24 protein-coding genes and 5 pseudogenes are annotated in these 19,788 nt (G+C 64.2%); 12 read left to right on the top strand and 17 right to left on the bottom strand.

Annotated features, from left to right (window positions below; genetic code table 11):
- Nucleotides 1-303 precede the first annotated feature (303 nt).
- Nucleotides 304-504 (bottom strand): hypothetical protein, encoded by a 201-nt coding sequence (locus tag OG874_RS17915; RefSeq protein ID WP_330256266.1) that lies wholly within the window; start codon nt 502-504, stop codon nt 304-306.
- Nucleotides 505-718: 214 nt separating this feature from the next.
- The gene (locus OG874_RS17910; protein ID WP_330256265.1) at nt 719-892 is read right to left on the bottom strand and encodes a hypothetical protein; all 174 of its coding nucleotides are present in this window, start codon (nt 890-892) and stop codon (nt 719-721) included.
- A gap of 257 nt (nt 893-1,149) precedes the next feature.
- Here OG874_RS17910 and OG874_RS17905 point away from each other — a divergent pair, with 257 nt between their 5' ends.
- Complete coding sequence (locus tag OG874_RS17905) at nt 1,150-1,626, top strand: TerD family protein (protein WP_330256264.1); 477 nt, start codon at nt 1,150-1,152, stop codon at nt 1,624-1,626.
- Nucleotides 1,627-1,800: 174 nt separating this feature from the next.
- Nucleotides 1,801-2,127 (top strand): annotated as a pseudogene (locus OG874_RS17900) (TerD family protein); the annotation flags it as partial.
- Nucleotides 2,128-2,480: 353 nt separating this feature from the next.
- On the opposite strand, the gene OG874_RS17895 reads toward OG874_RS17900, so the two are convergent.
- The 3 genes and pseudogenes from OG874_RS17895 to OG874_RS44750 all read right to left on the bottom strand — a co-directional run.
- Complete coding sequence (locus OG874_RS17895; protein ID WP_330256263.1) at nt 2,481-3,131, bottom strand: hypothetical protein; 651 nt, start codon at nt 3,129-3,131, stop codon at nt 2,481-2,483.
- Nucleotides 3,132-3,235: 104 nt separating this feature from the next.
- Nucleotides 3,236-3,430 carry a hypothetical protein gene (locus tag OG874_RS17890; protein ID WP_330256262.1) on the bottom strand — a complete coding sequence of 65 codons (195 nt, stop codon included), beginning with the start codon at nt 3,428-3,430 and terminating at the stop codon, nt 3,236-3,238.
- A 106-nt stretch (nt 3,431-3,536) separates the two neighbouring features.
- A pseudogene (locus OG874_RS44750) lies at nt 3,537-3,767 on the bottom strand (hypothetical protein); the annotation flags it as partial.
- 509 nt (nt 3,768-4,276) lie between these two features.
- On the opposite strand from OG874_RS44750, the gene OG874_RS17885 reads away from it, so the two are divergent.
- Nucleotides 4,277-4,954 (top strand): MmyB family transcriptional regulator, encoded by a 678-nt coding sequence (locus tag OG874_RS17885; RefSeq protein WP_330256261.1) that lies wholly within the window; start codon nt 4,277-4,279, stop codon nt 4,952-4,954.
- A gap of 126 nt (nt 4,955-5,080) precedes the next feature.
- Here the strand turns inward: OG874_RS17885 and OG874_RS17880 are convergent, their stop codons facing one another.
- The 3 genes and pseudogenes from OG874_RS17880 to OG874_RS17870 form a co-directional block, all read right to left on the bottom strand.
- Nucleotides 5,081-5,233 (bottom strand): hypothetical protein, encoded by a 153-nt coding sequence (locus OG874_RS17880; protein WP_330256260.1) that lies wholly within the window; start codon nt 5,231-5,233, stop codon nt 5,081-5,083.
- A gap of 492 nt (nt 5,234-5,725) precedes the next feature.
- Nucleotides 5,726-5,893: pseudogene (locus tag OG874_RS17875) on the bottom strand (tyrosine-type recombinase/integrase); the annotation flags it as partial.
- Nucleotides 5,894-5,984: 91 nt separating this feature from the next.
- Nucleotides 5,985-6,230 (bottom strand): hypothetical protein, encoded by a 246-nt coding sequence (locus OG874_RS17870; protein WP_330256259.1) that lies wholly within the window; start codon nt 6,228-6,230, stop codon nt 5,985-5,987.
- Between the two features lie 211 nt (nt 6,231-6,441).
- On the opposite strand from OG874_RS17870, the gene OG874_RS17865 reads away from it, so the two are divergent.
- The gene (locus OG874_RS17865; protein ID WP_330256258.1) at nt 6,442-6,951 is read left to right on the top strand and encodes a TolB family protein; all 510 of its coding nucleotides are present in this window, start codon (nt 6,442-6,444) and stop codon (nt 6,949-6,951) included.
- A gap of 102 nt (nt 6,952-7,053) precedes the next feature.
- Here OG874_RS17865 and OG874_RS17860 read toward each other — a convergent pair whose 3' ends face one another.
- Nucleotides 7,054-8,403: a family 1 glycosylhydrolase gene (locus tag OG874_RS17860; protein WP_330256257.1), complete on the bottom strand. Its 1,350-nt coding sequence runs from the start codon at nt 8,401-8,403 to the stop codon at nt 7,054-7,056.
- Nucleotides 8,404-8,926: 523 nt separating this feature from the next.
- Between OG874_RS17860 and OG874_RS17855 the strand changes: the two genes are divergently transcribed.
- On the top strand, nt 8,927-9,331 hold the full coding sequence (locus OG874_RS17855; RefSeq protein WP_330256256.1) for a hypothetical protein: 405 nt from the start codon (nt 8,927-8,929) through the stop codon (nt 9,329-9,331).
- Nucleotides 9,332-9,516: 185 nt separating this feature from the next.
- Here the strand turns inward: OG874_RS17855 and OG874_RS17850 are convergent, their stop codons facing one another.
- Genes OG874_RS17850 through OG874_RS17835 form a run of 4 tightly spaced genes read right to left on the bottom strand, consistent with a single transcriptional unit; the run spans nt 9,517 to nt 11,333 of the window.
- On the bottom strand, nt 9,517-9,738 hold the full coding sequence (locus OG874_RS17850; RefSeq protein ID WP_330256255.1) for a hypothetical protein: 222 nt from the start codon (nt 9,736-9,738) through the stop codon (nt 9,517-9,519).
- A 48-nt stretch (nt 9,739-9,786) separates the two neighbouring features.
- Nucleotides 9,787-9,951, bottom strand: coding sequence for a hypothetical protein (locus OG874_RS17845; protein WP_330256254.1), 165 nt, complete (start codon nt 9,949-9,951; stop codon nt 9,787-9,789).
- 26 nt (nt 9,952-9,977) lie between these two features.
- The gene (locus OG874_RS17840) at nt 9,978-10,787 is read right to left on the bottom strand and encodes an MFS transporter (RefSeq protein WP_330256253.1); all 810 of its coding nucleotides are present in this window, start codon (nt 10,785-10,787) and stop codon (nt 9,978-9,980) included.
- Between the two features lie 54 nt (nt 10,788-10,841).
- A complete protein-coding gene (locus OG874_RS17835) occupies nt 10,842-11,333 on the bottom strand; it encodes a nuclear transport factor 2 family protein (protein WP_330256252.1) in 492 nt (163 codons plus the stop codon).
- A 127-nt stretch (nt 11,334-11,460) separates the two neighbouring features.
- On the opposite strand from OG874_RS17835, the gene OG874_RS17830 reads away from it, so the two are divergent.
- Nucleotides 11,461-11,664 (top strand): hypothetical protein, encoded by a 204-nt coding sequence (locus OG874_RS17830; RefSeq protein WP_330256251.1) that lies wholly within the window; start codon nt 11,461-11,463, stop codon nt 11,662-11,664.
- 397 nt (nt 11,665-12,061) lie between these two features.
- On the opposite strand, the gene OG874_RS17825 is transcribed toward OG874_RS17830, so the two are convergent.
- Nucleotides 12,062-12,316, bottom strand: a complete 255-nt coding sequence (locus OG874_RS17825; protein ID WP_330256250.1) for a hypothetical protein — start codon at nt 12,314-12,316, stop codon at nt 12,062-12,064.
- A 44-nt stretch (nt 12,317-12,360) separates the two neighbouring features.
- Between OG874_RS17825 and OG874_RS17820 the strand changes: the two are divergent.
- The 4 genes and pseudogenes from OG874_RS17820 to OG874_RS17805 form a co-directional block, all read left to right on the top strand.
- Nucleotides 12,361-12,522 (top strand): annotated as a pseudogene (locus tag OG874_RS17820) (4-hydroxy-2-oxovalerate aldolase); the annotation flags it as partial.
- 178 nt (nt 12,523-12,700) lie between these two features.
- Nucleotides 12,701-13,525 carry an alpha/beta fold hydrolase gene (locus OG874_RS17815; protein WP_330257326.1) on the top strand — a complete coding sequence of 275 codons (825 nt, stop codon included), beginning with the start codon at nt 12,701-12,703 and terminating at the stop codon, nt 13,523-13,525.
- Nucleotides 13,526-13,688: 163 nt separating this feature from the next.
- Entirely contained in the window at nt 13,689-14,606 is a 918-nt protein-coding gene (locus OG874_RS17810; RefSeq protein ID WP_330256249.1) for an NmrA family NAD(P)-binding protein, read from the top strand.
- Nucleotides 14,607-14,781: 175 nt separating this feature from the next.
- Nucleotides 14,782-15,465, top strand: a complete 684-nt coding sequence (locus OG874_RS17805) for an IS4 family transposase (protein ID WP_330256248.1) — start codon at nt 14,782-14,784, stop codon at nt 15,463-15,465.
- A gap of 19 nt (nt 15,466-15,484) precedes the next feature.
- On the opposite strand, the pseudogene OG874_RS17800 reads toward OG874_RS17805, so the two are convergent.
- A pseudogene (locus tag OG874_RS17800) lies at nt 15,485-16,354 on the bottom strand (IS3 family transposase); the annotation flags it as partial.
- A 254-nt stretch (nt 16,355-16,608) separates the two neighbouring features.
- Here OG874_RS17800 and OG874_RS17795 point away from each other — a divergent pair.
- Nucleotides 16,609-17,649 (top strand): IS110 family transposase, encoded by a 1,041-nt coding sequence (locus tag OG874_RS17795; RefSeq protein ID WP_330256247.1) that lies wholly within the window; start codon nt 16,609-16,611, stop codon nt 17,647-17,649.
- Between the two features lie 17 nt (nt 17,650-17,666).
- Here OG874_RS17795 and OG874_RS17790 read toward each other — a convergent pair whose 3' ends face one another.
- Complete coding sequence (locus OG874_RS17790) at nt 17,667-17,951, bottom strand: transposase (protein ID WP_330256246.1); 285 nt, start codon at nt 17,949-17,951, stop codon at nt 17,667-17,669.
- A 349-nt stretch (nt 17,952-18,300) separates the two neighbouring features.
- Entirely contained in the window at nt 18,301-18,582 is a 282-nt protein-coding gene (locus OG874_RS17785; RefSeq protein ID WP_330256245.1) for a transposase, read from the bottom strand.
- Between the two features lie 102 nt (nt 18,583-18,684).
- Here OG874_RS17785 and OG874_RS17780 point away from each other — a divergent pair, with 102 nt between their 5' ends.
- Nucleotides 18,685-19,545, top strand: coding sequence for a 3-carboxyethylcatechol 2,3-dioxygenase (locus tag OG874_RS17780; RefSeq protein WP_330256244.1), 861 nt, complete (start codon nt 18,685-18,687; stop codon nt 19,543-19,545).
- Nucleotides 19,546-19,788 lie beyond the last annotated feature (243 nt).

The following is a 19,788-nucleotide window of genomic DNA, read 5'->3' as shown; positions in this document are numbered from 1 at the left end:
GACCTCCGGGCGCGTTCTGCAGCCCGGCGGGAGCGACCGGAACCAGCAAGACCGGCAAACACATGGTGTGCGACGTAGCCAGTGACGGGCGATTCCGTTGGCAGCAAGGATGAGCGCGACCGACCTGTCCACGCTGGCTGTTCCGGTCGAGCTGCGCGAGTTCGCCGCGGCCGTTGATGTGCCCGGCTACATCGATGGGCATGGAGTTGATGTCGACCACCGGTGGTGAGCAAGAGAATTCGCTGCGCAGGGTCTTTCCGACCGGTTGCTGGCCTCGTCGATCAGCCGTTCGCGGAGCACGCGCTAGCCGATCCCGCGGGCGCGCTGCGGTTGCTGTGGAACGCGGTCGCGTGGGGCAGCGGAACCAACGTGCGACACGCCCGCGGCCGCATTACTGCGCCGATAGCCGAACCCCAACCCGATGACGACGATGGTTGTCGACCAATCCCACTGCCAGGAGTCGAGAACACCGAACGCTGTCAACGGAATCTGCTCGTAGGCCACCGCCCGAGTATCCTCGCATCCGATCAGGGGTAGCGGTCAGCACGCTCCGATCCATCTCCACGGCAGCGCTGAACCACCACGTGTGCGGTGCCGCTCAGGTAGTGGTGGGTGTCGAGCTTGCGGCGACAACTCTCATCCTCACCGGTTGTGGCCCCTGAGGCGCCCGAATTGACCACGCTCTCAGTCGATCTGTCGCCATCCCCTCGGCGGGGGCCTATTTGAACAGGCCGATCGCGCGGGCGATCACCAATGCGATCGTGATCAGCGACACCGCCGACTGCAGCATCATGATCATCTTGGCGCGGATCGTGTACGGCATGACGTCGGTGGGGCTGAAGGCGGTCGCGTTGGTGTAGGCGAGATAGAGGTAGTCGGGGAAGCTGGGCATCCAGCCCGCCAGCACGGGATCTGGGCGCTCAGCATGACTTCACCTCGATAACGGATCGCGGGGATCGTCAGCGCGGTCACGAGAATAGGACATGTCGACCACCACACGACGGCGTCGAGCCTCACGTCGCGAACGGTCGGGATGGACCTCGGCGCCGGCTGCCACGTATCGCCGGGCGTCGCGCCCCGCCACCCGTATCGGATTGCCCAGGGGCGATCGTTTGTCGACTTAGGGTGGGCCGGGTAGCGCTACAGCTGATGCGAGGACAGTCCGCGGTGGTCGATGTCGAGGACATCATGGTGTCGGTGCGACATACCGCGGCGGTCGAGCTGTCTGCGTTGCTGCTCACCGCGCAGGGCCGGGTCCGCGATGCTGCCGGTTTGGTCTTCTACAACCAGCCGCTCGGGCCGGGGGTGCGGCTGGCGGCGGGCTCGCCCGGCGGGCCGAGCCCGCTTGAGATCGCCCTGCACATGGTGCCGGTCGGGATCGATTATGTCCGGGTGGTTATTGCCCTCGATGATCAGCAAGACCATTTGGGTGACTATCCGGCACCGCTCGTGTGGATCGCTGACAGTGCCGGAAACGTGTTGTACGAGTGCGTGATCGAGGGTTTGGGTGGTGAGGCGACGGTGGTCGCGGTGGATCTGGACCGCGCCGAGACCGGTGGCTGGTCCGTGCTCTCGGCCACGGTTACCGCAGTGGTTTCACCGCTCTGGTCACCGCCCACGGCGTGATAGTTGATGGCTCCCCGAGCACACCACCCCGGCAACAACAGCAGCGCCCGGCTCCACGCATCGAGCTGCCCGACGTGACCGCGTCTGCCGACGGGGGTGGGGTGGGGTTGCGCAAGCCTGGTGGTCCGGAGTTGTCGTATGTGAAGATGGCGTTGGGGCTGGGATCCGATCCGGGTGCGTGGGCGGGAAGCCGAAATCGATCTCGGCGCCTCGGCGTTGATCTTCGCCGAGCACCAGCTCGTCGCCGCCGCCTTCTACGGTCAACTGACCTCGAAGGACGGTGCGGTACGTCATCAGGGCGACAACCTCACCGGCGAAGGCGAAGGCGACGACGAAGTCATCGCCGTGAACCTCACCCGCCTCCCCGCCCACGTGACTGCGGTGGTTTTCGTCGTCACCTCTTATGCCGGGCACACCTTCGAGCGGGTCCGCAACGCGTTCTGGCGGCTGGTCGACGACGCCACCAACACCGAACTCGCGCGCGCGAAGCTGCGTGTCGGCGGCGCCCACACCGGCATGGTCGTGGCGAAAGTCCGTCGCGCCGAGGGTGTCTGGCAGTTTCCAAGCGCTCGGCGCACCCATCCGAGCCGGACACCCGGTCGAAGCCGCCACCCAACTGGACCCATACCTCTGACCGCCACGACAGTAAGAGATGGTTGTGGCGTGGGACCGTTGCCGCTGGGCTTTGGCCAGGCGGCCGATTCGACCAGGCAGTGTGCGGCATGGGCGAGGACGTCGGCGGCCGACCCCGAGCTCTCGTGCAGATTCCGTCGGCAAGGCCAGCACAATCGTTCCACTCGACCAGCAGCCGAAACCGGAAACCCCGTTACACCGCAACCGATACGGCGGGTGGTCTACTTGCCGTCGGGGTGGCCGACGACGACCAGGGCCATGGTCCAGTCGGCGGCTATGGCGTTCTGGGCGTCGGTCAAGGCGACCTTGCCGGAACACACCAGCGCGTGCAACGTGTTCTCGACAGCGTCTTTCGGATTGTTCGGCCCCGCACCCGGCTTGTGATCGGGTGACGGTGGCTCCACCCACAGGTTGCGCGGATCGTTCGGGTCGCCACCGAGCTCCAGTGACACCAGGTGGTCGTACTCGGCGTCATGCAATGGGCCGGTGTAGTCGTAGGACTTCGCGTCGGCGTCCTTCTCGCGGTTGGTGATGTTGGCCGGCGGGCGGATCGAGGAAGTGTATCCGCCCTTGCAGATGGTGTCGCCGAGGCTGTCCGCGGCCACCTTCGGATTGACCGCTCCCGGGGTACACGCGGGATCGGGCAGTGGCTGCCCGTCGCCGGACTTGCGGTAGTGGCAGCTGCCCGCAGCCGGTTGCGCCTGTACCGTGTACGTGCCAGAGGGACCGGGACCGACCGGCACCTGCAAGGTCTGTCTCGCGGCAGGGGGCTGAATCACCGCGTGCGCGACGGTTTTCGAGCCCTCATGTGCGCAGCCGGCAACCAACAACGGTGCCAGCACTGAAACTAGCAGCGTCTTGCGAATATTCATGACTGACCTCTGGTCGAACCTTCATCCGCGTCCAATTGTGCCGCATAGCAGGCATACCGCTGGCATTCGGCACACCCTCGATGGCGAGGACCACGCACTGTCGATCACCACTGTCCGTAGACGTGACCTCGGCGGATGACCCAGTCATCGACACCAACGTCCACCAGGTGACCGATAGCCGGCAACGGAATCGCACGCACTCGCCGTAACAGCGTCGACCGCGATACCTCCACCGCCAGCTGCCGGGTCAGCCTCGCATCGGCATGCCCACCGAGCGCCAGCCCGATCCGCGCCGACACCTCCACTCAATATTGGGCTGCGCCGCTGATACCGTCCGACCACCTCGGTGACCTGCTCGCTGAAAATACTTCGCGGACAGCCCGATTCCACGTGTCTGAACCGGCGCACCACCAGCCGGACTACCACCTCACGACCCGCGACGGCCAGGTCCGCAATCCGACGCACGTAACGACTGTGCATCCTGGCAGGCGGGCACCCGCACAGGGGACGCTCGGCTGACGGAGCGAATGTCGACGCGTCGAACCGGATCGCCGTGCTCGTCGCGGTGACACCATCGACCGGAACGTTTGTCAGATGCGGAAATAACAGGCCGACAACGGTTCTCGCGACATCCACCAACACCACGACTCGCGTCTATAAGCGATCAGTCTGCGCCCCAGCACGATCGACACGCGTTTGATCAGCAAAATTGGGCCAAATCCACTATTTCAAACTGACGGTTGACACCTACTTTTCGTCGTCTCGTTGAACTCAGGCAGGGCGTGGTCCGAATGGAGGCTCCAAGGAGGCGATCGCCGACGCGGGCGAGGACCACCGTCGTGAGTAGGTAGCTGGTGACGGCATGGCCGATCTCGTCGTTGGTAAGTCTGAGTCGCCGATGCTGCCGGGGAGCGGTTGCGATAGTGCGGAGGATGTCGAGGATGCTGCCCTTGGCGAGCTCGGCGGAGGAACTGCGCCCCTGAGTGTTGGTGTCGCGTTAAGCCCGCTATACGGCGGACTCAGGGGTGCATCCACGCGGAAGATGCGTCTGAGCTGCGTCTTTACGCTTCTGTGGCGACGTTGCTCATGGCTACCCCTTTCCGTGGTTCTCCTGGCTGGAACAAGGGCGCAGCATCAATGTCAGTGTGCAGGTGCTCAACGCGGTGGCCCGCACGCTCTCCTTGGACGCCGCGGAGAAGGCGCATCTGTACCGGCTCGCGGATGTGCCGACGGTGCCGACCTCGCATGCGGGAACCGCTTTGCCGGAGGAGCTTCAGGTGATCCTGGACCACCTCGAGCCGCTGCCCGCTGTCGTGCTGAGCGCGCGTTATGACGTGTTGGCTCATAACAAGCCGTATGAGGCGTTGTGTCCGGGTTTTCTGCTCGGTGAGCGCAATGTCGTTGGTCGGGTGTTCCTGACTCCGCAGTGTTGCAACACTTATCACCACAATTGGGATGATCTGCGTCGGATGGTCGGTTATTTGCGTGGTGCTTACGCGAAGAACCTCGGTGATCCGGGTTGGGAGGATTTCATCACTGGATTGTGTGGTGAGAGTGAGGATTTCGCGTCGTTGTGGGCGCGGAATGATGTGGCGGTGCCGGCGAGTCGGACGAAGCAGGTCCGTAATTTGGCGGTGGGGGAGTTGGAGATGTTTTTGACGAGTATGAGTTTGCCGTCGTTGCCGCATGCGTGGATGCAGGTGTATACGCCGACTGATGAGTTGGCGTGGGTGAAGTTGCGTGAGTTGTTGGCGATGACCGAGGAGCAGCGGCAGCGTCCCTGGACCGAGCATCGCGAGCGTTATCACGTGGCGGCGGGATAGGGCGGGGAGGGTTCCGCGCCTGCCGCCGCGCATAGGAGGCCGAAAGATGGCGTCGGGCGTTGGCACGATGGGCGCCGGGCGGTCTGTGCGACATCGGATGTGGATGTTCTAGGTGGTGATCGGGTACTAGTCGGCTGACGTGCGGTAGCCGCCGTTCCACCAACGTCGCAGGAGCGTGAGTTGGCGTTCGGTCAGTGGACCGGCCAGCTCTTCGGACACTTTGTCGAGGTAAGCGAGTTCCTCGGGTGTCCAGTCTCGATCGTGAGAATCGTTGTCCACCAGCGTGACTGATACTCAAACCATGCACCATCGACAAGAGCGCCCCGGCGGCGCGCTGCGACGCCGACCCGCTGCGACGCGCAGCGCGGTTCCCTGAACGGCGGTCACCGCGGCGCAGCGGCGCGTCGGCGGCACACCGGCCGCCGGGGCGATTCTGGTCCTGTTCGCCTGTTCTGGCATCCGCTTCGGCGACGTGGCAGCACGCGGACTGGTGTAGTGGCTGGTGCCGCTGTTGCGATCGGCAACGCGATCAACAGTCAACCCCAGAACATCGTGGGCGGCGTCATCCTGGCCGTGGTGGTGGTACCTGCGGTGGCGGTTGTTCGGTGGCTCGAATAAAGCAGGATCGCATCCGAGATCGCCTCCCGCGCCGACGCACAACACGCGGCCTACCTTAGAGGAGACGACATCGGTACATACGGCGCTGAAGGCCGCCCGCAGCTTTGAACCGCCGCCAACAGAGGAACCGCGTGGTTGCGGAGACCCCTGCCTCGCCTCACCCAGCCGCATCCCGGTCTCGGCCAGCAGCGCGAACAACAACCGGTCCCACAGGTTCCCGGCCCACTCACCGGTCGACGGATCGAATACCGCGCAGCCGTCAAGGATCGCCTGGATCTGCTGCGGCAGCAACAGTGGCGGCCGACCCTGATGCCGCTGGCGGCGCACCCGCACCCGCACCCGCACCATCGTCTATGAACAGGTGACCGGCGAGGACGGCCACCCGAAGAGGGAGCCATTGAGGCGCGCCGGTTCAGGCCGGCGTTGGCTGCGGCTCAGTGGTTCGTTTCACGCGAGCGAAGCGGCGCATGATGGGCAGATCCACCCAGTGGTACAGCACTGCGGCGATGGCGGTCGAGACGATCAGGCTCAGGACCGCGAACCCGGCCCAGCCGACAATGCCGAACTGCTTGCCGCCGAGTAGATTTCGGGTGATCAGCACCATTACTGGGAACTGGATCAAGTAGAAGGCGAAGGAGACGTTACCCAGCCATACCATGCGCGGATGCGCATTGAGACCGCGAATCCCGTGCAGATCTCGTGCGGCACTTTGCCCCTGATGGCTCGAAGATCGTCGTCGGTGGTCGTTCCATCTCGATAATGGATCCAGATGGCAGCAATGTCACGAAACTCGCCGACGGCGGATACCAGCCAACGTTTTCCCCGATAGCGCCCGGCTCGCCTTCGTTCGCGGCGGCGTCATCTACGTGATGAACTTCGACGGCGGCGAGCTGAAGCAACTCACCGCCCCCGGCACCACAACCGGCCCCGACCTGAGATCGTTACAGCATCCGGCGTTCTCGCCGGATGGTTCGACGATCGTATTCACCAGAGCCCACACGATCTGGGTGATGGCATCCGACGAAACCGGCCAACGGCAGCTGCTGACGGATGGATATTTCAATTCCGAGCCGGTCTTCTCCCCGGACGGAGCCGAGATCGTGTTCACCAGCAACCGGGGTGGGAAGGATCGGTCGGAGATCTACATGATGGATGTCGATGGCGATCAGGTCCGCTCGCTCACCGATGACGCCATGGGTCATCCGTCGTTCGCCCCGGACGGCACGATCCTGTTCACGCGTTTCACCCGTGATCTGGCGACGGCCACGGGCAAAGCCTGGGTCTGGGTGATGAACAGCGACGGCAGCAACCCGCGTAGCCTCACTGATCCGAATCGAACTGCGCAGCATCCGAGTTGGGGCAGAGGAACCGATTCTTGACTACAGACGAAAGATGACGGGACGCAAGTCTTGCCGGATAGGGGCACGCAGCTCGTGTCTGCCTCGGCGAAGCCAGCATGACGGTCTCCGGCCGGGACGTGTCTACCGCACCGCGACCGGGGTCAGGCAGCTGGTCGGGGGGTCGACCAGGATGCAGAGGGCTGGGCTGCGGGTGGGGCGATAGCCTGCGGGGACACCGCCCTCGTTGACGAGTTGGGTGTAGGTGCCGACCGCGTCGGTGGGGCGGCGAACGAGGGCTGGGTCGGTGCGCACGTCGACGGTGTAGAGGCCGAAACGTGGCGTGTAGCTGCCCCATTCGTAGTTGTCGGTGATGCTCCAGTAGTTGTAGCCGATGACATTCATGCCGTCGGCCTTGGCGCGCTGGATCCAATAGACGGTGTCGCGCAGATGATCGCTGCGGGAGTAACCGTCGCTGCGGGGGCGACCGTTTTCGGTGGGCATGCCGTTCTCGACGATGTACAGCGGCTTGTCCGGAAAGCGACGCGAATAGTATTGCAGCGCATAGTAGATGCCCTCTGTACGCAAGGGCAGATCCCAAATGTTCTGGCCAGGCAAGTTCGGAAGCGACGATCCAATGGCTCTGGTGATGGATCCGAGCAATGACTGCACCGGGTCGTAACCGAAGTAGTAGTCGATGCCGACATAGTCGAGCCGGTTCGCGACGCGGTCGAGGAAGCCCCCGTTGACCTCCGCCTCCGCGCCCGCGACGTAGCCGACGTTGCTGGTCACCTGCGCGCCCGGCTGGACCTGGTGGATGTAGTCGTAGATGGCGTTGTGCGCCTGGGCGATCCGATCCTGCATCTCGCCCGCGTCGGCGGCGCCCCTGCGGACCTCGTGCGAGATATATGCGGCAGGCTCGTTCACCGCGACCCACAGCGGATTGCGGGAGGCATAGCGATCAACCACCGCACGCATATTGGTCAGCCAATCCTCGACCATGCCCGGACTGCGCCAACCGCCGCGATCCACCGCCCAGCCCGGGTACACCCAGTGGTCGAGAGTAATCATCGGACGCATCCCCGCCCGCACGATATTCGCGATGACGGCATCGTAGAAGCCAAAGGCATGCTCGTCCCAGACTCCCGGCGCGGGCTGCAATCGTGCCCACTCGATCCCGATCCGGAAAACCCGTACGCCGAGCGCGGCAGCCAAGTCGACGTCCGATGCGTTGCGGTCATAGAAGTCGACCGAATCGTTGAGGGCGTCGTAGTCGTGGTGCGAAGGGATGTACCGCGTCCAATTGCTGTCGGGCGCATGGCCTTCGGATTGGAAGCCGGATGCGGCGACACCCCAGAGGAAGCCCGGGTCCACCGGCGCTATGGCAGCGGCCGGCCGAATCGGCGGCGCCGCCTGAGAGTGCGTACACGGCAGCAGAGTCGACGCGGCGGCGGCGAGTACAGCCAGGGCATACCGACGAAACCGGAATCGCATCACCTCAGGGTAACCAGGGTGTACCGTCGCCGTGCCGTTTGCGCGATAGCCGACACTTGCTCCGTGAGATCGTCTACAGTGCGCAGAATTGCCAGGGACGCAGAAGGATTCGTCCGTGATGTCGACGCCGATGCGTCGAGGATGGTCCCGGCGGCGGTGGGCCTCACGCAGCACCGTGGCCGCGCAGTCGGGCGTCGGCGTGGTCGAACAATGCCCGCGCCCGAGCCTCAGTGGCAGCGGCCTGTTCAGGAGTCGGTTCGCAGTGCTCGGCCCGCCAGCGTGCGATCGACTCGTCGACGGTCGTGCGGGCCTCACCTGATCCGGCAGGCGGCGATGTACGCGCTCACCGAGAGGCTGATACCGCAGGCGGCCGAATTCCGCCATCCGTGTATCCAACCGCCGGCTTCACACTGGAAATCCTCCTTTCTGTCGCGCTCGCAATCGAGTAGTCGAGTACTCGCGATGGTGACGAAAACCAAACGAATAATGGTGACGACAATCTCATACGAGATAGGAGAAGGCGATGGTCCAGGTCAACACTATATTTGTGGTTCACACAACGAAGAATGAAACCAACGCGGGCTCGGATGCGAACTTCGAGCTCGAAATCGAAAGGCAGGGGGGAGGGGGAGTACTCGAGCTCAGCTTCCCCGACCTTAAGCACGACGACAGAGCACAAGGCCGAACTGACAGCTACCGGTTCGACGTGTCTAAGCAGCGCATCGACTCCACTAACTTGATTGTCAACATGCAGATGCTCGACACCAACGACGGCTGGCTTCCGGAGTCGATTTTTGTTATCGGCATAACCTCGACTGCCGCGCACGTTCTGCTCGGATCTCATCCAAATTGGCCGAGCACGCGTTGGTTTGATAGGAACGATTCCCGCTATCAAGCAAAGCATCGCATCAGCGGCTTCAGCCTATAATACGCTCTACGCCTGCTCCGGTTGACTCTTTCACTCCTGGGCGCCGATCTTTGCGCTGCCCAAGGATGGTTATTGGTCCCAAAGGGCGGTTCGTAGTCGTCTTTCTTCCAGTCGGTCCCGCCGGTGACGCGACCGGTACCTGCAGTGGCTCAAGGCCGGTCCGGGCACGCTCGACACCCGTTCTACTATCGGCTCCTCGACTGGACTTCGAGCTGGGCGTGCCGAAATCTGGATCCGGTCAGGGCGAGTGCCGCTGCGGCGAGTCCTGCGACCGCGATCCAAACGGTGGTGCGTTGGCCGCACCAGAGAGCGAGTGCACCGCCCAGTGGTGCGCCGATCACCACCGCGGCGCGGTTCATCGACCGCATGGTGGCGCGCATCCGGCCCAGCAGCCGGTTCGGGGTCACCGACTGGCAATATCCCATCTCCAGTGGAGAGTCGCTTCCGACCGAGAGTCAGAACACGAACTGCGCCGCACACAACACCGCGATCCCGCCACTTCCGCTGTGTGCCAGCGGGATCAGCGCGTATCCGGCAGGGGCCAGCCAGCGGGCGACGATGATCGCCGGCCCGACTCCCAGCAGGGTTCCGACCCCGACCGCGACCGAGGAACCCGCCACAGCGCCGACTCCACCGACGGCGAGGGTCAGCCGTACATCGCGGCATCGAATCCCAGGTCCGAGACGACGAACACGACATAGATCGCCGATACCATCGACGTGCACAGAAACCACGCATGCGTCGCCAACGTCAGCGGGCTGAGCATCCGATGCCGATATACCCACCGCACTCCTTCCCGCAGTTCGCTGCCCATGTCGCGGGCCTGCGGTGGCGGTGGGATCGTTCGTTCCGCGACCCGCAATCGGGCCATCACGAGACCGGAGATCAGGTAGGGTGGTGCGTCGATCAGAATCGCCGTGGGCGCGCCAAGCAGTTTGATCAGCAGCCCCGCGCCCGCTTGACCGCCGATCTGTGCGAGGGTTGCTGATTGTTCGAGGCGGGCGTTGGCCCGGGTGAGCAACGGTGCGGGAACCAGACTCGGCAGTAACGACTGGTGCGCGACGTCGTAGGCCAGCGATACCGCACCGAAAACCAGCACCAGGCCGATCAGCAGCGGCATCGTCAACACATCTACCGCGGCCGAGAACGGGATCAGAGCCAGCACCGCGGCCCGGATGAAATCCGCGCCGACCACGACCGGTTTGCGCCGGTAGCGGTCGATCAACACCCCCGCGATCAACCCGAACAACAGGTACGGCAACCACTGAGCCGCCCGCAGCACCCCCAGCTCGAAACTCGAAGCACCGAGGGTCAATAGCGCGAGTAGTTGCAGGGCTTGGGCGGTGATGTAGGTCCCGAAGATCGACACACCGTCGGCGAACCAGAACCATCCGAAACCCGGCACCGCCAACAACGGGTACCGAGAACGCGATCGCGCGACATCATCGACCGGCACACGATCCCCTCCCCGAACTGCCCCCGTGGACAACCTATCCGGGAACCACGCCGTTCACGCGCGCCGGGATCCGGTCACCGGCCGGCCTCGCCGACTGATCTCAGGTTCTCGGTCGGTCCGCCGAAAGCGATGACGGTGGTCCGGGTGGCCAGCAGCCACGTGCCCTCGATTCTGCGAAGTGTCCTCGTAGTGCCCGACATTGACCGGCGCCCTGCCCGCCACCATCGCGCCGGTGTGCCCATCGACGCGGTAGGGGGTGAAGTAACTGGTACTCGACGCAGACACCGGCGTGTCGACGGTAACGAGGATGTTGGTCGACACCCGGCGGGAGAGCCGATCAGCGGGACGGGAGGCGAAATAGTCCCGCAGCGCCGCGCGGCCATGCACCCGGCGGCCACCTTCGGGCCACTCCCACACACCGTCCTTGGTGAACAACTCGGCCACATCCCCGGGCACACCCAGGTCCAGGCGCCGCACGAACTCCACGATCAACCGCTCACACGCGCGCTCGGCCAACACCACATCCAGAGCGTCCTCGACAGCCATTCCCTTCTCCTACCCGCATGCACGCCACCGGGCCAGAGTTACGCCTCCGGCGAGCGAAATCACCGACGTGGCAACGGATTACTGGTAGGTCTTGCGGGAATTACATACGGCGGCGAAGGGGAAGACGATGCTGATCGCGCACCTCAGCGACCCGCACCTGCGCACCGACGTGCTGGCCGCGGTGTCGGTCACCACGCTGTTGGTGGGCGGCCCGCGAAGCAGAAGGCGTCATACGCCGACCCCGCCTATCGCGGCGCGCATTGATAGGCGGGCCGCGATGACCAGGGGCGCCGATGAGTTACGCCAGTGGGGAGCGCCCTGCTTCCCTTGAGCACCTGATGAAGCTGTCGGTGTCTGGGGAGCCTAGCTTGAGTTTTAACCCGTGCGGTGTGGTCGCGGCCCGGCGGGTTTGGGAGCTTGCTGGTTGCTGGGTGTCTTGATGTGCACGTCGTAGCGTGGGGCGGGTACTGGTTTCGGTGGCTTTCGGGCCCGTCCTGGTCCGGGGCGGGTGGGTTTCGGTGTGGTGGCGGGACAGGCTGCTTGTGTGCGCAGGTTCCGACACCCCCGCCGACCCGTGCTGGTGTAAGTCGTTGCGGGGCAGTTCGTTTCTTCCATGGACGACGAGGTCGACGGCGAGGCCGCGGGCCAGGCGCAGCACACATCGGCTGGCAATCGAGCGGTTGATCACAGCGGCTGGGGACGGGGCGCGAGGTTGAGCGGAGCCGATTTCAGCGGCGCCGTGATTGTTCGAGCTCTCGTGCGACGAAGGAACGCACCAGTGCCAGTTGGGCAAGGATTGTGGGCATAGGCATGTCTGAGAGATGGTTCGAGACTTCGAGGAAGTTTGAGATTCGCGTCAGTTCGGTGGGGTTGTCGATGTCGGTGCTGCGCAGCCAGTTTCGGAGGGATTCGCCGGCATTTGCCGGATCGGCTTGGAGCAGTTGGCGTCCAAGTGTGTTCGGGATGCCGATGAGGACTGCCACGAGTGACGTGTCGATTCGCTTCCCGGCAGGTCTGGCGAGCGCAGCTCGGATACGCCGGGGTCTGCTCGTCCTTCCTGCGCCATGCCGAAGCCGCATCGCAGCGCTACGACATCGACGTCCGCACCATCCTGCTAGAGGTGGGACGTCGAGGACTGGTCGGCGGACAAGAAGACCTCATCGTCGACATCTCCCTGGACTTGCTGGCCGACTCCACCAGCCAGCGCCTTTCCAGGTCTAAGCACTATCGAAACAACGACTCCGAGGTGGGCTCGACGATCTGTCGAACTTCCCGTTCACCCTGTCCGACTCGTTTATCGTTACTCGCGACGAACTCGTGGACCGCTAGTCGATGTGCAGAGCCGATCACCAAAAGAAAGGCACGACATGGGCACAATTACGACTGCTGACGGCACCGAGATCTTCTATAAGGACTGGGGAGCGGGTCCGCCGATCGTCTTCAGCCACGGCTGGCCACTGTCCGCCGATGACTGGGATACCCAGATGCTGTTTTTCCTGCGGCATGGCTACCGCGTGATCGCCCATGACCGTCGCGGCCACGGGCGGTCCACCCAGACCGGCGACGGCCACGACATGGACCACTACGCCGATGACCTCGCAGCGTTGACGTCCCATCTCGACCTCGAAGACGCCATCCATGTCGGGCACTCCACCGGCGGCGGTGAAGTGGTGCGCTATCTGGCGCGCCACGGCCGGAGCCGGGTGTCCAAAGCTGTGCTCATCAGCGCAGTGCCACCGTTGATGGTCAGAACCGACGCCAACCCGGAAGGCCTGCCCAAAGACGTCTTCGACGATCTTCAGCACCAACTCGCCGCCAACCGCTCGGAGTTCTACCGCGCACTACCCTCGGGACCGTTCTACGGGTTCAACCGGCCGGGTGTGGAGTCCTCGGAGGCGATCATCGAAAACTGGTGGCGCCAGGGAATGATGGGTGGAGCCAAGGCCCATTACGACGGCATCGTGGCGTTCTCACAAACCGACTTCACCAAGGACCTCGAGAAAATCACCGTGCCGGTTCTCGTGATGCACAGTGAAGATGACCAGATCGTCCCCTACGTCGCCGCCGGTCCGAAATCCGCGAAGCTTCTGCAGAACGGAACACTGAAGACATACCAAGGTTTCCCGCACGGAATGCCCACCACGCATGCCGACACCATCAACGCTGATCTGCTGGCGTTCCTGCAAACATAGCCCGGTGCCGTCGACCCACAAAGGATGCACGGTTCCCCGCTGCGAAATATGACCTTCGCGCACTACGTCAGTCTGGCGTGCACCAACAGAGAAGGGCGGCTTCGGCTTTCAGCATTTGTAGCGGAATCTCGACCGGGACTCGATTGTCGACGCGGAGGACATGATGGGCGATAACCTTGACTATCTGGTCACCGGCGCTGGTGGTGGCACCGGCGGGGTGAGCCATTCGGTCGTCGAACTACTTATCCGGGATGGCGCGAGCGTACGAGCCATGGTCCACCGCCAGGACGAGCGGGCCGACGCGGTGCGCGCACTCGGTGCGCAAGTGGTGGTCGGCGACCTCACCGAACCCCGAGACGTGGTCTCCGCGATGCAGGGCGTGCAGCGGATGTTCTTCAACATGAGCGTCTCGGAGTCCTATCTGAAAGCCGCGGCCGTCGTCTGCGCCGCCGGCCGTGAAAACGGCGGGCTCGAGAAGGTCGTGAACATGTCACAGATGACGGTCTCCCAAATGACGTTGACCAGCACTGACGAGTCTCACCAGCAGTGGTTGCACTGGCTGACCGAACAAGTCATGGATTGGTCCGGCTTGCCCGTCACCCACGTGCGGCCCACGGTGTTCATCGACAACCCACTTTTCACGTTCCTCAACGCACCTTCGGTCCGTGATCGCCACACCCTGGTGCTGCCCTTCGGCGACGGCCGGACCTCACCCATAGCCGCCAGCGACGTCGCCCGCGTAGTCGCCGCGATCCTTCGCACACCAGAGGATCATCAGCGACATGTTTACGAACTGACGGGGCCGCAGATCCTCGACATCGACCACCTGGCCGGAAGCTTCTCCCGGGCGCTGCGGTTTCCGGTGACGGCCGTCGACGTCCCCTACGACGACTGGGTCGAGCAGATCTTGAAACCCGCGGGCCTGCCGTCGCACATCGAGCAGCACATCGCGACCATGGCGCGGCTGCACCGCGCCGACCGGTACAACCGCATCACCAACGACGTCGAACAAGTGACAGGTGAGCCCGCGGTGACGGTCGAGCAGTACATCGCTGACCATCGAGAGCGGTTCGGCGGCTAATACCAAGGCCGCGCAGTTAACGCGTGAGCTGGTGTGTCAAGCGGGGTGGGGTGGTGAGTGGGGACAGCGGAACTGTTGGTAGAGAGGTGTTGTCCGCCAAGACAATCCGCTCGATCGAGGAGTTCCGCTGTCAGTTCAGTGTGTCATTGATCGTTCCTCGCCGGTCGCGGAGGGTGTGTTCGCGCCGGGGCATCTGGGGGAACTGACCCGGATCGTGTCGTTCGACCTGGTCGACGCGGCGCTGGAAACGGCCGGTGCCGTGCGGTCACGAGTGCGGCTGCTGCCGTCGCGGGTGGTGGTGTATCTGCTGCTGGCCGGAGCGTTGTTCTCCGATATCGGGTATCGGCAGGTATGGGCGCGGTTGTGTGCCGGGCTGCCCGGCGGATCGTTCGTGTGTCCGGGTTCCCCGGCCTTGTCACAGGCGTTGCGCCGCGTCGGGGTCAAACCCCTGAAGGCGTTGTTCGATCTGCTCGCCGGCCCGGCCGCCGGGACCCGGCGGTGGCGGGGACTGCTGGTGTGCGCGATCGACGGCACCAGTGTGTTCGTGGCTGACAGCCCAGGCAACGTGGCCGAGTTCGGGCGTCACGGCGGCGGTCACGCCCAGGCTGGGTATCCGATGCTGCGGTTGCTGACGGTGGTGGCGTGTGGCACCCGCACCGTCGTCGATGTCGTGTTCGGCCCGTTGCGGATCGCGGAGACAGCCTATGCACCACAACTTTTGGGGTGCCTGCGCCCGGGCATGCTGTTGCTGGCCGACCGGAACTTCGCGGTTACGGCGTTGATCGAGCAGATCACCGGCACCGGAGCAGATCTGCTGATCCGCGCCAAACTCAACCGGGACTGCCCCGGATCTGATTGACTCGCGGGTTGTGGTGGTTTCAGGCCGCGAGTGAGGCCTGGTTCAGGGTCTCATACTCGACCGGAGTCAGCCGGGACAGCCCTCGCTGGCGCCGCCGACGGTGGTAAGTCCGCTCGATCCAGCACACCATGGCCAGACGCAGTTCTTCCTTTGTGTCCCACCGCTTCCGGTCGAGCACGTTGCGTTGTAGCAGCGCGAACCACGACTCCATGGCCGAGTTGTCCGCGCATGCGGCCACCCGACCCATAGAGCCCCGCAATCGGTTGCGGGACAACAAGGTTACGAACTTCCTGGAACGAAATTGGCTGCCCCGGTCGGAATGAACAACGGTGCCGGTCGGTGACCGCAGGCCGATAGCGTTGCGCAACGCCGAACACGCCAGTTCGGCGGTCATCCGGTCGTCGATGCTGTAGCCGACGATGCGGTTGGACCACACGTCCTTTACCGCGCAGATGTAGAGCTTCCCCTCGCCAGTGCGGTGCTCGGAGATATCGGTCAGCCATAGCCGGTTCGGGCCGGTGGCGGTGAAATCACGGCGAACCAGGTCATCGTGGACCGGCGGGCCTGGCCGGACGGTCAGGCCGCGTTTCTTGGCGAACGCGCTGTAGATGCCCTGCAGCGAGCACAAACGCTGGACCCGGTTCTCACCGGCCTCGAAACCGAGGTCGGCGAGCTCGTCGGCGATGAACCGATATCCGAATTCCGGATCGTCGGCGTGAATATCGAGCGCAGCGTTGATCAGATGCGCGTCATCCCTATCACGCTGGGATACAGGTTCTTTGCACCACTTGTAGAACGCCTGCTTCGAGAATCCCAACACCCGGCAGGCCACCGCCACCGGGATTCGGTCAGCGGCAAGGTCCAGGACCAGCGGGTAGGTCTGTAATGGTGCGTGGCTGATCCGAGATCGGCTGGCAGGCTGACGCTTCGGCTCATCACGCGTGACTCCGGGTATATCCGACCCCTGACGGGTGTCTTGAAAATGACTTGTCCGCGTGGTGGGTCGGGCGTCGGTCTGCCCACCCGGATGGCTTGATCAGAAGATTGTCCGCCACGTCTGGCGTGACCCGTTACAGAGCTGCCTCCGAGTGCCCCCAACCGGCGCCACCCGCCGGTCCGACCACCCGAGAGGAACAGCAGCACATGGCGCTCATCGCCGACCGCTACGAGTATGTGATCGGCGTGGACACCCACGCCCGCACCCACACCTTCGCCATCATCGAAACCCGCACCGGCGCAGTCGCCGACTCGCGCGAATTCCCTACCCACCGGGCCGGCACCGCCCGCGCGATCACCTGGATAGGCAACCGCACAACTGGCTCGGTCTTCGCGGCAGTCGAAGGCACCTCCTCCTACGGCGCGCAACTCACCGCCGCGCTGCTCGACGCCGGAATACCGGTCGGTGAGGTCCGCCCGCCCTCCCGCGCGCAGCAAGCCATCGACGGCAAGTCCGACACCATCGACGCCGAAACCGCTGCCAGGTCCGTTCTCCGCCAAGACGAATCACGCGTCGCCTCACCACGTGCAGCGGGCGACCGCGCCGCTCTTCGGATACTGCTCGCCGCCCGCCGACTGCTCGACCAGCAACGCACCGCCGACCGAAACGCACTTACCGCCCTGCTGCGCACCATCGACCTCGGCGTCGACGTTCGTCGCCCCGTCACCGACGCACAGATCGCTGCTATCGCGGCCTGGCGCACCACCGGCGACGGCTCCCTTCAACGAATCGCCCGCGCCGAAGCTCAGCGCCTGGCCCGCAGCATCATCGACCACACAAAACAGCTCCGCGGCAACCATACGATGCTCGGTCAGCTCGCCGAAAAGACTTCTCCTGGACTGCAATCCGTGCCCGGCATCGGACCGGTCACCGCAGCGATCATCATCTGCGCCTACTCCCACCACGGCCGGATACGCTCCGAAGCCGCCTTCGCAGCCTTGGCCGGCGTCGCCCCACGACCAGCATCCTCAGGCAACACCGTCCGCCACCGCCTCAACCGCGGCGGCGACCGCCAACTCAACCGTGCCTTCGACGTCATCGTCCGCACCCGGCTCAGCTTCGACGCCGACACTCGCGCCTACGCCGAACGCAGTCGCGCCCAAGGCAAATCACCCCGCGAGATAAGACGCAACCTCAAACGCTACGTCTGCCGAGCCGTGTTCCGACAACTACACGCCATGGCTTGACAACACCCATAGAAGAGTCATTTTGGGGGCAGCTCGCGAGCGAAGAACGCTGCCGCCCGCCGCAGAATCTCGTTCTCCTGTTCCAGCAGCTTGTTGCGTTTACGCAGTTCACGCAGCTCGTCCGACTCGGCACGGGTTACCCCGGCGCGGTGTCGGTCCTCGATGTCGGCTTGTTTGAGCCAGCCGGCCAGGCAGCTCTCCGATATCCCGAAATCCTTCGCGACCTGCCGCAGTGTCGTCTCGCCCTTGCGGGCCACGGCGACCACGTCACGACGGAATTCTTCGGGGTAGGGCTTCGGCACGGTGACGCATCCTCTCACAGAGAAGACCTATCAGTCTCCTCAGATCAGGAGTCAACCGAAGCCAGGGCAGTCCCCACCAGATGTGGCAGCGGAAGTTCGCCGTGAGGAACCCCCGCTTGGCCGGAGGGCCCTCCGGCCAAGCGGGGGTTCCTCTACCGACTACCGACCAACTATGGCGTCGACACCTTTGGTCGTGTCCCACCCTGGGACAGTCTCCGATGACAGGCATCATCGTTATGTGCCCCAGATCGAACCACCCCATCCAGACGCCGTGCCGATCGACCAGGTTCGGCTGTGACTGCTGTGTGATGGCGGGGCTGACTGGTCTGTGTGCGCGGCGGTGTGTCGGTCAGGCGATAACGGCGGGTTGTCCTGTCGTGGAGTCGATTCCGAGGACGGCCAGCCGGGCGAGGTTGACCGCCGCGGCAAGCAGCGAGAAGTCGGCGGCGACCTTCACCCGTCCTCGGACGCGTGCGCGGCGACCGCCGTGGCGGCGGCGCATGAGGTGGCCGATCTTGCGTTCGACCTTGGGGCGGGTGGTGCGACTCGGTTTTCCAGGCGCTGGCGCCGGATCTTCCGTGTGAGGCGCGTGCCCCAGCCGGGCAACGACGCATTCGGGTGTGGCCGTCACATCACGAAACGGTCATCTGCGCTGAGCGAACGACGACCCTTGTGTTTGCCACCGAGTGGTTCTAACGTTTGTGTCACTTATAGTGAATGTCAGGAGGATCGAATGTCGGAGCCCGATCGCCTCGTGGTGTGCGCCAGTCACAGCCCGGGCAAGGACCGTGACGTCGAGGAAGTCTTCGGCGCGGACTTCCGTGCCGCGTTGGCGCGTGCGCGCGAGCTGGTCCTCGACTTCGATCCCGATTACATCGTTCTGTTCGGTGGGGATCATCGGCGCGCCTTTCGTACGATCATGCCGACCTTCGCTATCGCCCAGTCTGCTGGCATCATGGCCGAAGCCGGATTCCCGGCTGCGCGTCTGAACGTGCCACAGGCCCGCGCCCGCGAGCTGGCCGAGCATCTCCTCGCGTCCGACATCGACGTCAGTGTGTGTCGCGATATCGAACTCGACCACGCCTTCGCTCAGCCGCTGCGTGACCTCACCGGTGGCCTGGCCAGGTATCCCGTCATCCCGATTCCGATCAACTGCGCCACAGCGCCTTTGCCCCGCGCGCACAGGGTGCTGGCGCTGGGCGATGCCGTCTCGCGTTACCTCGACAGAACCGACGGCCGAGTTCTCGTGATCGGCACCGGCGGTCTCTCGCACTCGCCGCCGAGTCTCGAAGTGGACACCTACGACATCAGCGACGAGGATCGCGCTCGGATAATCGCCGAGGGGTCGCCCGCCGCGCGGAAGAAGATCAAGCCCGAGTGGGACAGGTCGTTCCTGGATGCCCTTGCCGTATGGGATCGCGAAGCGTTGGCCGAATTGAGCGACAACGCACACGCTGCTGCCGGCGCGGGAGCCAATGAAGTGCGCACCTGGCTTGCCGCGGGTGCTGCCGGTGGCGGAAAGTCCCTCGACGCGATGGTCTACCAGCCGGTGGAGGAATGGATCACCGGAATGGCGGTCGCCGCGTCCGTCTAGCCGCTTCGGATTCGAGTATTTCGGTACCTGCCGGACGCGTTCTCGCAACTATCTGACAGTCAGTGCAGTTTTGTTCGCGTTTCAGTAGCGCTCGATGGCGGCCTCTCCGCCCGCTCGATGCGGTAAGACGCCGTTGGTCCGAATTTGCTGTCGAACGCTCACACAGTGCGAGAAGCACGCTCTCGTAACAGCTCTCGCTGTCCATTGCCGACTTGACACCTCCCAGCGCGAGCGCCCATGTCG

This window comes from Nocardia sp. NBC_00565 (assembly GCF_036345915.1).
Lineage (GTDB): Bacteria > Actinomycetota > Actinomycetes > Mycobacteriales > Mycobacteriaceae > Nocardia.
This window is presented reverse-complemented; position numbering and strand designations above follow the sequence as displayed.